The organism is Draconibacterium mangrovi (assembly GCF_010586825.1).
GTDB lineage: Bacteria > Bacteroidota > Bacteroidia > Bacteroidales > Prolixibacteraceae > Draconibacterium > Draconibacterium mangrovi.
Window position 1 is genome coordinate 361,216 of record NZ_JAAAGB010000004.1, and the last position, 15,751, is coordinate 376,966.

General features: G+C 38.8%; 13 protein-coding genes. 8 read left to right on the forward strand and 5 right to left on the reverse strand.

The window, feature by feature from the left end:
* Positions 1–44 precede the first annotated feature (44 nt).
* Positions 45–1,148 (reverse strand): glycosyltransferase, encoded by a 1,104-nt coding sequence (locus G4420_RS13095; protein WP_163324130.1) that lies wholly within the window; start codon positions 1,146–1,148, stop codon positions 45–47.
* Positions 1,149–1,511: 363 nt separating this feature from the next.
* Here G4420_RS13095 and murB point away from each other — a divergent pair, with 363 nt between their 5' ends.
* The 3 genes from murB (at position 1,512) to G4420_RS13110 (ending at position 6,004) form a co-directional block, all read left to right on the forward strand.
* Positions 1,512–2,528 carry a UDP-N-acetylmuramate dehydrogenase gene (murB, locus tag G4420_RS13100; protein ID WP_204273681.1) on the forward strand — a complete coding sequence of 339 codons (1,017 nt, stop codon included), beginning with the start codon at positions 1,512–1,514 and terminating at the stop codon, positions 2,526–2,528.
* 297 nt (positions 2,529–2,825) lie between these two features.
* Positions 2,826–4,967: a thioredoxin domain-containing protein gene (locus G4420_RS13105; protein WP_204273682.1), complete on the forward strand. Its 2,142-nt coding sequence runs from the start codon at positions 2,826–2,828 to the stop codon at positions 4,965–4,967.
* Positions 4,964–6,004: an NAD(P)/FAD-dependent oxidoreductase gene (locus tag G4420_RS13110; RefSeq protein WP_163324132.1), complete on the forward strand. Its 1,041-nt coding sequence runs from the start codon at positions 4,964–4,966 to the stop codon at positions 6,002–6,004. The genes G4420_RS13105 and G4420_RS13110 overlap by 4 nt, the downstream gene beginning before the upstream one ends.
* Before the next feature lie 72 nt (positions 6,005–6,076).
* Here G4420_RS13110 and G4420_RS13115 read toward each other — a convergent pair whose 3' ends face one another.
* A complete protein-coding gene (locus tag G4420_RS13115; protein ID WP_163324138.1) occupies positions 6,077–7,249 on the reverse strand; it encodes an aminopeptidase in 1,173 nt (390 codons plus the stop codon).
* A 397-nt stretch (positions 7,250–7,646) separates the two neighbouring features.
* Between G4420_RS13115 and G4420_RS13120 the strand changes: the two genes are divergently transcribed.
* On the forward strand, positions 7,647–8,513 hold the full coding sequence (locus G4420_RS13120; RefSeq protein WP_163324139.1) for a DUF3078 domain-containing protein: 867 nt from the start codon (positions 7,647–7,649) through the stop codon (positions 8,511–8,513).
* 499 nt (positions 8,514–9,012) lie between these two features.
* Here G4420_RS13120 and G4420_RS13125 read toward each other — a convergent pair whose 3' ends face one another.
* Positions 9,013–9,936, reverse strand: a complete 924-nt coding sequence (locus G4420_RS13125; protein ID WP_246241630.1) for an EamA family transporter — start codon at positions 9,934–9,936, stop codon at positions 9,013–9,015.
* Positions 9,937–10,071: 135 nt separating this feature from the next.
* Between G4420_RS13125 and G4420_RS13130 the strand changes: the two genes are divergently transcribed.
* The 4 genes from G4420_RS13130 to G4420_RS13145 all read left to right on the forward strand — a co-directional run bounded on the left by G4420_RS13130 (position 10,072) and on the right by G4420_RS13145 (position 12,301).
* Positions 10,072–10,299 carry a DUF6132 family protein gene (locus G4420_RS13130; protein WP_163324141.1) on the forward strand — a complete coding sequence of 76 codons (228 nt, stop codon included), beginning with the start codon at positions 10,072–10,074 and terminating at the stop codon, positions 10,297–10,299.
* Positions 10,289–10,588, forward strand: coding sequence for a thioredoxin (gene trxA / locus G4420_RS13135; protein ID WP_045033125.1), 300 nt, complete (start codon positions 10,289–10,291; stop codon positions 10,586–10,588). The genes G4420_RS13130 and trxA overlap by 11 nt, the downstream gene beginning before the upstream one ends.
* A gap of 8 nt (positions 10,589–10,596) precedes the next feature.
* Positions 10,597–11,337: a class I SAM-dependent methyltransferase gene (locus G4420_RS13140; RefSeq protein ID WP_262888328.1), complete on the forward strand. Its 741-nt coding sequence runs from the start codon at positions 10,597–10,599 to the stop codon at positions 11,335–11,337.
* Between the two features lie 604 nt (positions 11,338–11,941).
* Positions 11,942–12,301, forward strand: coding sequence for an arsenate reductase family protein (locus G4420_RS13145; protein ID WP_163324144.1), 360 nt, complete (start codon positions 11,942–11,944; stop codon positions 12,299–12,301).
* A gap of 514 nt (positions 12,302–12,815) precedes the next feature.
* Here G4420_RS13145 and G4420_RS13150 read toward each other — a convergent pair.
* Complete coding sequence (locus G4420_RS13150) at positions 12,816–14,198, reverse strand: hypothetical protein (RefSeq protein WP_163324146.1); 1,383 nt, start codon at positions 14,196–14,198, stop codon at positions 12,816–12,818.
* A 227-nt stretch (positions 14,199–14,425) separates the two neighbouring features.
* Positions 14,426–15,700: a hypothetical protein gene (locus tag G4420_RS13155; RefSeq protein WP_163324148.1), complete on the reverse strand. Its 1,275-nt coding sequence runs from the start codon at positions 15,698–15,700 to the stop codon at positions 14,426–14,428.
* Between the last annotated feature and the right edge of the window lie 51 nt (positions 15,701–15,751).

The window sequence follows — 15,751 nt, forward strand, 5'->3', positions numbered from 1 at the left end:
GGGCCGGGGGTAAAACAATGACCATGTGTAGTCGTATGAAATGCCTAAAGAAATTCAGCAAAAATACCTTTCAAAACTTTCGCTTCATTTTCCCAGGTAAGATCTTTTGATGCCTGAACAAGGTTGGTTTTCCAGTTTTTTCGTTTGTCCGAATTATTCAAAGCTTCATTAATCGCATTTGCCAAATCCTTCGAGTCGTGCGACTTACTGATAGCACCAATATCGTATTTTTCAACAACTGCTTTCATTTCCGGTAAATCGCTAATCAACACCGGAACTCCGGCCCTGATGTAATCGAACAGTTTATTGGGCAGGGCGAAACGGTAATTCAGACCCAGGTCCTCTTCTATCGATAATCCCAGATCGGCAGTTGGTGTAAGTTTTGTCAGTTCTTCAATGGAAAGACGACCCGTAAAACGAACTTTATCTTCAAGTTGTTCGGTGCGAACCAACTCTTCTAGTTGGCCTTTTATATCGCCATCGCCGGCAATTACAAGTTGAGCTCCACCGATAAAATGCATGGCTTTAATAGCTTGTTCCAGCCCGCGGCCAATGTTTACAGCTCCCTGGTAAAGAATGATTTTTTGCTGATTTTCTTTTTCGTTAAGCTGAATCGTATTTTTTGAAGTAGGAATATTTCTGACTACCTGAAATGGTACGCCATATTTTTCATGGTACACAGCAGCAATGGAATCGCAAACGGTATAACAATGTTTTAAATTTGGCAGCATTTTACTTTCCAGCCACTCCCAAATCCGCTTTACACGGGGGCGGCCAATTAATTCAGGAACCTCGGTAAAATACTCGTGGCTATCATAAACCAATGCCGATCGTTTAATTTTTGAAACCAGATAGTTCGCTGTCAACGCATCCAGGTCGTTCGCCAGCAAAACATCAGCTTTCCGAAAAATTAGAAACAGAAACAGACGGAAATTGTATTCAGCGTAAAAACAAGCGCCTTTGGTAAAACACAAACGCATTCGGTGAGTCCGGTAGCTTCGGGTGAGCGGCTGACTGTCTTTTAATTTTCGGCCAACCAGCAAAACACTGAATCCCATTTCTTCTAATGAAGTACAAACTTTGTGCACCCGGTTATCGGCAACCAGGTCGTTTGTAACCGAAACAATTATATGCTTTTTGCGCTTCAAGTGAATGAAATGAATTTGATGTAAAGATAGAAAAAGTAGGAAGCAGGAGGCGCGAAGTCGGAAGATTCTTGTAGTGGAATCAATCTTCTTTCACAATGTTTTACCACAGAGTTGCCCAGAGAAGACTCAGAGGTTCACAGAGAATGGCAGGACTGATGTTAAGTGGTTTAATAGGCAGTTGGCAAAATGCAATTGGCAAAAGCGGGTATAAGTTGGAGGCGTTCGTTGCATACAATTTTACAATTTATCAGTTTAGCAATTTTGTAATTTAAGCATTCTCGCATTAAAGCATTGCAGGCAAATTAATCCTTAATCCTTCCTCATTAATCAACGGAGCTTTTATCTTTGCGCAAAATTTATTCTATGATCCGCTTTTCAGAAAATCATTCGCTAAAGGCACACAATACATTTGGCATCGAGGCCAAAGCAAAATATTATTTCGAATTTACCGAACTGGAAGACCTGCAGGTTTTTCTGAATTCCAATAAAAGCTGGAAAGAAGAGAAGTTGATCGTTTTAGGTGAGGGCAGCAATATTTTGTTTATGAATGATTTCGACGGCCTGGTAATTCATCCGAATGTGCCCGGAATGAATTCGGTTTGGGAAGACCGCAATCATGAATGGTTTGAAGTTGGTGCCGGCGAAATTTGGGACGAATTTGTAGAATTTGTCGTTAATCAGGGTTTGGGGGGCGCTGAAAATCTATCGTTGATACCCGGGAAAGTGGGGGCTGCACCTGTACAAAATATTGGTGCCTACGGACAGGAAGTGTGCCGTTTGATTGAAAAAGTAAAAGGTTTTGACCTGGAAAAAGGCTGTGCAGTGGAGTATCCGGCTACTGAATGCGGTTTTGCCTACCGCAACAGTGTTTTTAAAAGTTACCTGAAAAACCGTTTTATCATCACTTCGGTAATTATGCGAATGGATAAATTCCCCGAATTTAACCTGGGTTACGGTCAGCTGGAAGAAAAAGTAAAAGAAAAAGGAGATGTAAATCTTCACAATATACGCGAGGCGGTTATTGAAATACGCTCTTCTAAATTACCCGATGTAAAAGAATTGGGTAATGCAGGTAGTTTCTTTAAAAACCCAGTGGTGGATGTTGTTCTGGCTGAGCAAATAAAATCGAAATACCCTGAGGTTCCATTTTACCCTGGAGGAGAAGGCAAAATTAAACTGGCTGCCGGCTGGCTCATTGAACAGGCTGGATGGAAGGGCAAACGTATTGGCGATGCCGGTGTTCACGAACAACAGGCATTGGTTTTGGTGAATTATGGCAACGCCACCGGAAAAGAGATTTATGCACTTTCTGAAGAAATTTGTAATTCTGTAGACGAAAAATTCGGAGTTATGTTGGTGCGTGAGGTGAATTGCATTTAAAAAATAATTATCGGTAATTCTTTCAATTTTATTTGCACGCAGATATCGCGGAATTACGCAGATGAAAAACAGAAGTATTTTAGAAAATCTGCGAAAATTAGTGTAATCTGCGTGAAACTTCATTTTGTGATGTAGTTAATTTCATTCACAAGATATCACAGAAAACTTACGGCATAAAAAAATCCCGGCGTCCAGTCCGGGATTTTTGTTTTTTGTTTGATGTTGTGTCCTAATCTCTTAGGTGGATTTGTAGCTACAAAAGTAGCTGTCATTTAAAAAATCAAAATGACCTTTGTCATGGCAGGTGGTCAAATAACACAGCGCCCGAAACCAATTTCCTGTTTTGTTGTTCTTCTGAGTACAATGGTTTCAGAACAGAATCAGGCTGAAAACAGCTTGGTTAAAAACAATTATTTTGATATGCCACATACCAATGCGCTCATAAATGCCACTTCGCCATATCTTTTGCAGCATGCTTATAATCCTGTAAACTGGGAGGTCTGGAGCGAAGAACTCATTGCTAAGGCAAAAGCCGAAAACAAACTTGTTTTGGTAAGTATTGGCTATGCTGCCTGCCACTGGTGCCACGTAATGGAACACGAAAGTTTTGTGGATGAAAAAGTGGCTGCAGTGATGAATGAAAATTTCGTTTGTATTAAAGTTGATCGAGAAGAGCGCCCCGATGTGGATCATTATTATATGAGTGCCGTTCAGTTGATGGGGCAGCAGGGCGGCTGGCCTTTAAATGTAATTGCTTTGCCTGATGGAAGGCCAATCTGGGGTGGCACATACTTCCCAAAAGAAACATGGGTGGAGAACCTGAAGACAATCGCTGCATTTTACCGGGGAAAACAAGATAAGGCGGAAGAGTTCGCCACCCGTTTGCAGCAGGGAATTCATCAGGTTTCGTTAATGCCCGAGGTGGAGACAGAGGTGGCATATAGCAACGAATTGTTGCAAAACGGTGTTGATGGCTGGAAAAAACACTTCGATTACGAAGAAGGCGGAAGAGCAGGTGCTCCGAAATTCCCGATGCCGGTAAATCTCGATTTTTTGCTCTACTACGGTTTTATGAATTCAGATGAAGCCGTGCTCGATTTTGTAGAAACTACATTACTGAAAATGGCTCGCGGAGGTATTTACGATCAGGTGGGCGGTGGTTTTGCACGTTACGCGGTGGATGAAATTTGGAAAGTACCGCATTTCGAGAAAATGTTGTACGATAACGGGCAGCTCATCAGTGTTTATTCAAAAGCATATCAGCATTTTAAAAATGAGGAATTTAAAACTGTCGTTTACGAAACGATTGCTTTTGTAGAGCGGGAACTGATGGACGAAAGCGGCGCTTTTTATTCGTCGCTGGATGCCGACAGCGAAGGCGAAGAAGGAAAGTTTTATGTGTGGAAAAAAGAGGAGCTTCAGGAAATTCTGGGCGATGAATTCCCATTGGTTGAAGAATATTATAACATAATTGGTAAAGGATTTTGGGAGCATAACAATTACATTCTCCTTCGCGATATTTCAAATGAAGAATTTGCCGAAAACCATGAGCTGAGTTTGCACGAACTACAGGTAAAAGTTGGCAAATGGAAATATGCTTTGTTAAAAGCGCGAAGCAAACGTATACGTCCCGGATTGGATGATAAAACGCTAACATCGTGGAATGCATTGATGCTAAAAGGACTTGCTGACGCTTACAAAGCTTTTGGCAACGATGACTTTTTAAGACTGGCATTAAAAAATGCTGATTTCATTCAAAATAACCTCATAAAACAAGATGGTCAGCTTTACCACAGCTGGAAAAATGGCATCACATCTATCGATGGGTTTCTGGAGGATTATGCTTTGTTGATTGAGGCCTATCTGGCACTGTACGAGCTTACCGGAGATGATAAATGGCTGGTATGGAGTGATAAAATAATGGAATATGTTTTCAATTATTTTTTTGATGCAGAAAAGCAACTATTCTATTTCAACCGATATAATACCGATGCGGTAATCACCAACCATTTTCAGAAAGAAGATAACGTTATTCCGGCTGCTAATTCGGTAATGGCAAACATCCTGCACCGTTTGTATTTAGTACATGGAAAACCCGAATATCTGGAAATTGCAAAGAAAATGTTGCTATACATTACGCCACATTTTGCAAGTTATCCGATGGCTTACGCCAATTGGGGAACTCTGGTGTTAAAACTTTCAGCACCTTATTTCGAGGTTGCTGTTTGTGGTATCAATTCCCGCTTGCAGCTTAAGAAATTGCAAAAAGGATTTCATCCGCATGTGCTTTGGGCATTCACCGAGAAGGAGAGCAAGGTGCCACTGTTGAAAGATCGTTTTAACCATACTGCCGATTTGATATATGTATGTAAAAACGGTTCGTGCGAATTGCCGGTTGAAGAAGTAGAAGAGGCTGCCAAAAAGATTCGGATACAATGAAACGAAAAGAGGTATTGATTGTGGGGCAGGGTTTGGCAGGTACCTTGCTGGCTTTTGAGTTGCATGTTGCCGGAGTGGATGTTTGTATTGTTAACAACCCGCAGAAAAGCACTGCAACACGCTTAGCGGCTGGTATGGTAAATCCGCTGGTTTTTAAACGCATGACTAAAAGCTGGATGGTAGACGATTTGCTGCCGCTTATGAAAAAACGTTATCGCGATCTGGAAGAATTGCTGGGGGAACGTTTTTATTTCGACATGCCCATGATAAAACCGCTCTCGGAGCAGGAAACAGAGCTTTGGCAGGAACGAAAAGCCGACGAGAAATTTGCGCCGTTTATTGAGAAAATAAATGAAACCAGTCCGGTTGATCATGTTTTTGCCTCACATGCCTATGGAATTGTAAAAGGATCGGGCTATTTAAAAACCGGTCTTTTTCTGGATGCAGCAAAACGTTACTTTCAGGAAAATGAGATGCTAATAGAGGATGATTTTCCGGCAACCCAAAGCAGTTTTGAAAATCACATTTTCCAGGATATTCAGTTTGATAAAATTGTGTTCTGCGAGGGCCATTACCTGAAAACACATCCGCTATTTGATTTTGTAAGATTACAGCCGGCAAAAGGGGAGGTGCTGCAGATTTATGCGCCCGGTCTTTCGGAAAACTACATTATCAACCGCCGCGTATTTGTGCTGCCAATTGGCGATCATCGTTTTAAAGTTGGCTCAACTTACGAGTGGAAAGACCTTACAGATCATCCAACAGAAGAGGGCAAAAACTCAATTATCGATCGTTTAAAAGAGCTTATTCAGGTTGATTTTACGGTTGAAGCGCATTGGGCAGGCGTGCGGCCAACAGTTATCGACCGGCGACCTGTTTTGGGAAAACATCCGGAGTTTGATCACGTTTATTTATTTAACGGCCTGGGAACAAAAGGAGTGATGCTTGCGCCTTATTTTGCAAGTGAGATGAAGAAGTTTTTAGTTGATAATCAGTATCAGGTTGATAAAGAAGTCAGTAGCGATCGCTTTTTATAGATTGGGAAAAGCTGCAAAAATAAATACCCACCTTGATGGCGGGTATTTATGGATTTATTTGAAAGAAGGCTGTTAATCTATAAGTTTTCCTTCATCGATAATGGCTGTATTATCAACGGTTACTTTGCTTCCGGTCAAGTGGAATTGAATTCCTGCATTTGAATCATTATCTCCGTTTGCCCAAAAATTATTGCCTATTCCTAAAGTTATAGTGCCGGCAGGAACATAAGAGTAAAGTTTGCTGCCTTTCGGGACGGTTATTTTAGGATTGATCCCAAAATCTACCAGTGAAAATTCAGCTAACTTTTCGTCCTGTGCATCATAGTATTCCTTTAATACTGCAATATCAGATTTAGCGCTCATTGAAGTTAGTTCCCCATCTTTAAAAACTAATTTTAGTCCTTCAATAGTTTGACCCCTAAACCTAAAATGATCCAAAACGAGCGTTCCGTTGGCAGTGCCTGAAACAGGAGCAAAAAATACTTCGCCAGCCGGCAGATAAACAGATCTGCTCGCACTTCCTGATTTATCAGCTGGTACTTTGCCATCGCTGATAAAAGGTTTACAATCTGTAATTTTTACACTGATATTAGTGCCGTTATCGTGAGTTATATTCAGTGTGTTTCCGGAAGTCAGTTTTTTTGAAAGCTTTTCTCCAATTGTGGTCAACTGATTATAATCAATATTAATACCATCCCAAAACATTTTTGCCAACTGGTCTACCGGCACTTCAAATTGATCAGCCAGGTTTTTGGTAGGATATAGACCGTTCCCAAGTTGCACAGACTTGATATAGCTTTCACGATAAATGTCTTGCACCGGTTTTTGTGCTTTATTTCTTGTTGCAAAACGTTCCGGGGGGATGTCGGCAAGCAATCCCGGTGTATCGCTTGAAGTAACATTTATTTGAGTCGTTATCATTTTTACAATTTCCATACCCAGTTTCGGGTACTGTGTGTCATATTTCTCCGGAACCTCTGTAAACATTTTTCGGGTTAAACGGTCGCTACTAACAGTAAGCAGGGGGAATGCTCCATTTTTACGAACATTGACAGCTATGTTTTCAAGCAATTCAATATCCCGGGCATTTCCGTTGATAAATACGATTTCATCCGTTTGGATGTTGGCACATTGATTAACAATGTTTTTGGCGAGAGCTTCAAGGTCAATACCAGCATTTTCTGGTGATAGTTGTGCATGAACAAAGAACGGTAAAAAGAAAAAGATGATGATAAATTTTTTCATTTCATGAGATTTTTGTGGTTAAATACTATTTCGAAAAAGCCTGAGGATAACTGATTGAAAGTACTCAAAACCTATCTTTTAAATAGAGCTGAGTGTTGGGAAGCAGGGAATAATAACTATTTGGGCGCTTAAGTTTTCCCTGGAAATAAGCTTTCATGCCAAATAGTGCGGGGATGGTTTTACAACCGTTTTAGTTCAACCGATCAGATTAAAGAAAGAAGTTACGAAAATTGAAGGAATTTGTCAAGGTGATTGTAAGAATACTTAATTCAGTGAAATAGCATTGTTGATTACTAGACAGGTGTTGAATGATTCTTATGTTTACAAACTTTTTTATTCAACCTTTGTTCTATTTTCCTTAACTTGAGTATTTAAAAATTACCAAACAAATATTGAAATGAAAAAAGTACTGATTCTATTATTTTTACTACCTGCATTTGCGTTTGCACAAGACGAACCAAAAGATACCCTTTGGACAACAAGTGGTAGTACAACACTTAATTTTTCGCAGGTTTCATTAAACAACTGGGCGGCCGGAGGAAAAAGTTCCATGTCGGGAGTTGTGATGGTGAATTACGCGGCCAATTACAAAAAGGACAAGCTGAACTGGGATAATACCTTCGATTTTCGTTATGGGTTTTTAAAGGAAGAGGACCAGAAATTGAGGAAATCTGATGATATGATCGATATGAGTTCGAAACTGGGTATTGAGGCCAGCAAAAACTGGTATTATTCGGCTCTGCTGAATTTTAAATCGCAGTTTGCAACGGGTTATGATTACCCTGATACCGACAATGCCATTTCTAAATTTATGGCGCCGGGTTACCTCAGCATTGGTTTGGGTATGGATTATAAAACCGATGGCTTTTCGTTGATGATGGCTCCTGTGTCGGGAAAATTCACTTTTGTTACCGACGATGATTTGTCGGATGAAGGTGCTTTTGGTGTTGAAGAAGGAAAAACAATGCGTGCCGAGCTTGGTGCCACGGTGAAAGCGCAGTTAAAGAAGGACATTTGGGAGAACGTCACTCTGGATACCAAAGTAGATCTTTTCTCGAATTACCTGGATCAGCCTAAAAATATTGATGTCGACTGGACATTCAAAATTATTATGAAGGTGAACGATTACCTGTCGGCGAACCTGATTACGCAGCTGATTTACGATAATGATGTAAAAATTCAGGGCGACGACGAAACCCTTCCTCCATCGCCTGCTTTACAGTTTATGGAGTCGTTTGGAGTAGGACTGACGTTTAAATTCTAATGAATACAAAAATATTGAGAGAGGCTTTCTGCTGTTTGCGGGAAGCTTTTTTTGTTTTTAGCTACGAGCGACTAGCCACTAGCCACTAGCTGCGAGCTGCGAGTTACAAAACCGGAGAGCTTAGCTGAGAAAATAGATTGTTGTATTTTGACAATTTATCAGTTTCGCAGTTTTCAATCTTCTTCAATCTTATATCAATCTTCATCAATCTTTTTTACCACAAAGCTTCACAAAGCAGGCACAAAGTTTCACAAAGAAGAAGCAGTTCAAGGGGATTTACAATTTTACAATTTATCAGTTTTTCAATCTTCTTCAATCTTATATCAATCTCCATCAATCTTTTTACCACAAAGCTTCACAAAGCAGGCACAAAGTTTCACAAAGAGGAAGGAGTTCAAGTGGATTTACAACTTATCAGTTTTTCAATCCTCCTCAATCTTATATCAATCTCCATCAATCTTCTTGCTAGTGGCTAGCGGCTCGAAGCTAGTGGCTAATATCACAACACCGTTCCCAAAGTAATTAGCAGAATCCCCGTCAGTATACCCACAAGGTAAGCGCCTTTCTTTTTTAGGTTTTGTTCTTTAAACAGCACACCGCCAACTACAAAAGCTACCAAAACACTTCCTCGGCGCAATGCTGAAATGACCGAGATCAAAGCATCTTCGTTGCTGAGGGCATAAAAATAAAGGTAGTCGGCAATAACCAAAAACAGCCCGATCAGCGGGATCGTCCAGCGCCATTCGAAGTGGATGTTTTTGCGTTTTCGTACTTTCTCGTTTAGCAAAACAAAAGGCAGCAAAATTACCACCTGGTAAACCGAAAACCAGGCCTGAACAGCTACGCGGTCAATTCGGCGTAAAATGAATTTATCGTACAGGCCACTGCAGGCGCCAAGCAGTGTGGCAGCCACAATAAAATAGATCCATTTGTTGCGTTTAAAATGGATGCCTTCTGCTTTTCCGGCGGTGGAGAAGAGATAGAAAAATACCAGTGTGATGGCAATTCCAATCCACTGGTAAACATTCAGGCGTTCGTGAAAAATAATGAGAGCACCGATTAGCGTCCAAAGCGGACCGGTTGCTCTAATAGGAGCCACAATCGTTATAGGCAGGTGTTTTAAGGCAAAAAAGGCAAGCACCCAGCTCGACACCACAATGGCCGATTTTAGCAACACCTGGAGATGTTCGCCAGTGGTAAGTTGTGGTACATACAAACCGGTGTTGGCCAAAAGTTCGGGCGATTTAAACGAGATAAGAATAAAAGGGGTAAACAGCAACGCACTGGCAACGGTTGAAAAAAACAAAACGGGCATAACAGCATTGCTGTTAAGCGATTGTTTTTTGAAAATGTCGTAAATGCCCAGAAACAAGGCCGAAGCCAATCCAAATAGTGCCCACATAATGTTTTCTAAAGCTGCCAAAAGTAGCCGTTTTCGTTGAGCTCTATATTTCCTGAAAGTTATGATTTCGGTGAAATCTATTTGCAATCATTTTTTTCAATGGTTATTTAAAAACTAAATGTGTTTGTTGCTGTTTCAAAGTTAGAAGTAAAAAAGATGAAGTTTATAAAACAAAAGCAGTTGGCCCTTATTTTATTGGTAGTTGGTGCCGTGGGAGGTTTCCTTTACTGGAAATATGTGGGATGTTTAAGCGGTACCTGCCCCATAAAATCGGTGTGGTACTGGAGTACCTTGTGGGGAGCTGCGGTTGGCTACCTTGTGGGCGATGCCATAAACGATTTTATTGTGAAGCGCAAAAAAAGAGCAGAACAGAATGATAGCTAAATTCAAAAATATTATCAATTGCAAACGTCCGGTTTTGGTCGACTTTTATGCCGATTGGTGTGGCCCGTGCAAACAAATGCCGGCCATTCTGAAGCAGGTAAAAGCTGAGCTGAAAGAAAATGTCAAGATCATAAAAGTGGATGTTGACCGCAACCCGAATATTGCCTCGAAATACCAGATACGAAGCATTCCAACGCTGATGCTGTTTAAAGACGGCGAGTTGAAGTGGAGTGGCATGGGCGTACGTTCTGCCGACGAAGTAAAAAGTATTGTTGAGCAATATTTGTAAATTTGCACATGCACGATTCACAAAATATATTCTACACCTCCATATCAAAGTATTATTCCGAAATTTTTCCGTTTAATCCCATGCAACTGAAGTTTGTGAAAAACAAACTCGGTGAGTTGCCCGGTAAACATATTCTGGATATTGGTTGTGCCACCGGCGAGTTGGCCTTTCAGCTGGCTGAAGGTGGGGCAGAGCTTATTGGAATTGATCTGAACGAAGATCTCCTGCAACAAGCCATTGACAATAAGAAACACGAAAAGCTGACTTTTCAGCAGGGAAATATGCTGGAACTGACGCAGGATTTTAAAGCGCAGCAGTTTGATGCCGTATTGTGTTTTGGAAATACCTTGGTGCACCTCAACTCCGAAGCACTTGTTTTGCAAATGCTGGAAGGTGCCAAATGCGTGTTAAAACCCGGCGGACAATTACTCATTCAGTTACTGAACTACGACTACATTTGCAGCGAACCGGTTGATGCACTACCGGTAATCGACACGGAGAATATAAAGTTTATTCGTCGTTATAATTTTATTGAAAACGCTGAGCTTATCGGTTTTCAAACCGACCTGGAAATAAAAGCCATCAACCGAATCGTATCGAACGAAACACCTTTACTGGCCCTAAAAAGTGAAGCTTTAAGAACGCTGCTGGAAAAAGCTGGTTTCCAAAACATTCAGTTTTATGCCAACTTTAAACAGGATGTTTTTGGTGGAAAACATTTGCCTTTGGTGGTGAGTTGTGAGAAGTAGGTTTTCGCTTTTCAAGTCGTTTTAGTTTTTCGCACCATAAATCTCCTGCCGGAGGCTATCATTTTTGTCTTGACACAAAAACGATACAAAAAAGTCAAGGCTCCTTTTGATCTTCACCCTACGTTTTTATAAAACCTAAATTCGGACGGGTGATCTCCTCGATCCCTCGGAGCTTCCCGCTCTCATTAAGGCTTTATTTCAACTTCGGGCAAAGACCAAAAGAGGCCGTTCAACTGCTGCAGCGTCAGCCACATCGCAGCTTGGCCTCGTCAGGTGAGCCGGAAAACAAGCAGTGACGGCGTTAAAAAATTACTGTTGTTTGAGGAGGTACGACGAGTTTCAGGAATTTTAGCTGGCATTGCGTAGCTTTTCCGAGCGAAGCGGGCGCAGCCTTGAGTTTTTTGTTTACTTATTGTCTCAAGACAAAAAGTAAAATCGGCCCGATAGGGCAAAAGGCATTTTTAATACTTCTTGATGTGATTGGGATTACCCAAATTTGGCATCAGATGTAATGCTAAAGCTCATTTCAGCTATAGAAAAAAGGATTTCCTGTCAGGAAAGACAACAGCAAATAATTATCTTTCGGGCACAAAAGAGAACCGGAATGAAAAGAAAAGTATATTACCTGTCCACCTGCGATACCTGCAAACGTATAATGAAAGCAATAAACGTTGACGATAGTTTTGAGAAGCAGGATATTAAAACCGATCCAATCACAGAGGAACAGGTTGAAAGCCTGTACGCTTTTACTAAAAGCTACGAAGCACTGATAAATAAACGAGCCCGGAAATTAAAAGCTGCTCTGGAAGCCAATCCCGTTAAATCCGATGCCGATTACAAAAAACTGTTGCTAAGGGATTACACTTTTCTGAAACGCCCGGTATTTGAAATCGACGGAAAACATTTTGTTGGAAATGCCGCCAAAACTGTGGCGGAAGTTAAAGCGGCTTTAGCAAAAGAATAGTCAATTAAGACAATCCCTTTGGGGAGCACGATTATTCCCTTGGTAAGAAAGACAATTCCCTTGTCCTTCATAGATATTCCCTAAGTAATCGAAACAATCCCTTAGGTAATATCTATGGTTCCCTTGGGTAAAGACATAATTCCCCTGGGTATAATAGATATTCCCTAGGGTACAGGAGTAATCCCATAGGGAATATCTATGATTCCTTAGGGTAGAAGAATAATTTCCTCGGGTAGAATGGTTATACCCTGATTGTTTGAGTTGTTAAAAAGCTCCTGAAAGGCTTGAGAACAGGGACTTTCTTGATTTAAATAAGTTAATAGAACAATTCCGATATGCTAATATGGGAGTTTGGATTTTTGTAATGGTTGTTTTTGTTGTTAACGGTTGGTACATGTTGTCGGGGCGGATTTCGGAGAGCGTTCCTGTCCGGCAGGACGGAACGATGTTGCGAGAATCTAGCGTACGACACACCAAGAACCCCGCAATGCAATTTACAATTTGTTATGCCACGTTATTTTTTATTGTTTAATCGAGCAATCATTTTTAAGTTTTCAAAATTCCCTTTACTAAATGGATTTGAGTAATCTTCAATTCTGTCAATTGCTGATGAGTCATTTAGTACTTCATTAATAATCTTCAACTGTTTATCAAGTTTATCTTTTAAGGGCAAAGTCTCAGCTTTAATTTTCTCTAATTCAAATAAATCTTTTTCAATTTGTTTCGATTTTTTAATGATATCTGTTTCGATTCTCTTTAATCTTTCCCATTTGTCGGTTGACAATTCATCAGGTTTGTTTTTTAGTTCAGTGCCAAACAATACATTGTTTAACTCATCTCTTAGTAGCTCATTTTGAAGTTTTAGTTTTTCAAGGTTTCTAAACTTTTGTAGAAATGCAGTATATTTTTCCCAATCATTCTCATTAATGATTTCAGGCTTTCTGCTATTCAACAATTCTGATATTTTATCTATATCACTATAATCACTCACATTAAAAATACATGACGTAACGTAGGCTCGACTTATCAATGAAATGATTTCTTCCCACGCATCTTCATCTATGTTTTTAGGTCTTTTAAGAGAAAGATACTTATCACTTTTCCAGTTGTAGCTTTGGTAAATATCTTCGGAGATTGACAATTTCATTTTTTTTTGTGAAGCTAATTTCAGTTTAATCCATTCATCATCTGTTATAAATTTTTGTTTGTCTGTATTTAAAATTTGATAACAAAGTGAATTAACTAGATTGATTGAGTAGTCATTATCAAAAACATATTTGATTGAATCTTCCCTGAATTTTTTCCATTTATCTATCGGGACATACCACGGTTTTGACTTTCTAAGAATTTCATCATAAGGCTTGTAATTAACTCTTGATGCAACTGAGTCAATTGCTAATTTTCTAATTCCAAAAATTGATAAAATCAGATATAATAAGAGTACACCCAAAGAAATAAATCCAATTGAATTGTTTGAAGCTAATGCTGGTTTTGCAGAGCCTTTTGAATGTTTTATGTCTAATTCGTTCACGGTTATTCCATTGCCAGAGGATTTAAAGATTATTTTAACATTTCCTTCTGGTGGTATTTGTGGGTATAAAATTTCCAATGTGCTTTTATTCTGTGATACAATAATTGAATCAGAAGAAGTTACTTTTTGAATATAATAATCAAGCACATTAGTGTTAATCTTTATAATAATTCTTTGTAATTCGACGTCACCAGTATTGAGTAGTTCAAGTTGCTGAATGCTTTCAGTTTCATTGCCATCAAAAAGGTTTGTTGGAATCCTGTCAGACACAACATATCTAAGTTCTGTTTTATCATCAAAAAAGTACTTAGTTATTAATCCCCCAATAACTATTAATACAATTCCAGCTATTATCGAATTTTTCATAATCGGTCTATTTTATAATGTGGCATAACGGTTTGGCTATGTGGAGTGCGGGACTTTGAAATGCTTCACAGTCAGGCTGCCACTGAGCCAATTTGTTTATTCATATTTTAGTTTTTATAGCCAAATCGTCAAAGACGAATGGTCGGTATTGCAACGGAGAATTGCGGTTGGATTACCCACTGTACCCCGCATTACATATAGCTTTTGTTGGCGGTTCGTTATTTTACTCAATCATTTGCACTAATAAGTTTAATAAATCCAAAAATTAATATTGTTGATATAGAAAAAGTGAATAAAAAACCAATCGGAGAAGGATTCTCAAGTTTAAATAAATAATGAACTGGATTGATGACCAACCACGCTGCTAAAAAAGATAGTGAAAAGAAAAACAAATTCATTATTATTGATATAGTTAAACTTCGGTAGGAAACTAGTACTTCATTTTTTGAGCCAAATAGCGAAGAGAAAGCTGTATTAATTGAAAATGGTGAGCTACTAAATTCTTTCCATTTTCGGTATGACAACATTGTCATTAACCATAACATTATAGGAAGAAAAATACAATATATTAAGAAAAATATCCATTCATAAACGGTTGTTGTCCAGAAGTCTTCACTAATCCAAAGTTCTGCTGTAAAAAGAACGATATTGTAAACTAATCTATAAATAAGTAAGGATAAAACAATAAGGATAGAAGTTCGAACCAGCCTAAGTACTATTAGTAAAGTACGAATTATTGTATCTTTAATAAGAGAAAAAACTTGTTCAAATATAATTACTAGAATCTGCCTAACTAAATCACCCGCAGTAAGTATTCCTCCACCAATTATCTTAAAAAAATTCTCTATGCTGTTAATTATTATTTCAAAGGGAGAAGCTCCTGTATGTAATTTGCTATTTGGGAAAATAAACGGTTTTACTTTTAGTTCTTTGATTAATGAAGCAGAGATTGAAACGATGGATACTAATCCAAGTATTACTGCTACAATTGCACTCCTATATTCGTAGATGATTTCTAAATAATAAAATAATTTATTTAAAACTTCCTTAATAAAGCTATGATTGATTAATCCAATTATTATGGGTAACGAGTAGTATAACAAAGTCAGACTTATGCTTACTATCATAGACAAAACAATCCAAAAGGAGCCTTTATTCAATTTGTTTAAATATACGGCATCTTTAAAACCAAGATTTATTGAACTAATAATAGGTATTAGCAGGATTAATACTGACACTATTATTAATAGTTTCTCAATATTCATAAAATATTGTGGTGCATTTTTATCAATTAATACTGATGTAATAATCATGGAAGGAATTAGGAGCATTAATGCTTTTGTTAATTCATTTGGTCTATTTCTTAAAATGAATATGACTATTAACCAAATTCCAATTCCAAAAACAGGTAAAAGTAAGTCTACAAAATTTAAGGGACGCAAGTAATAGATTATCAACAGTAATAACGAAAATATTAAGTAAGGCACATATGGTCTTTTCATAAAACTCCTACCACATTTTGGACAAATAGTGTCCAATTCACAATTCGTTAC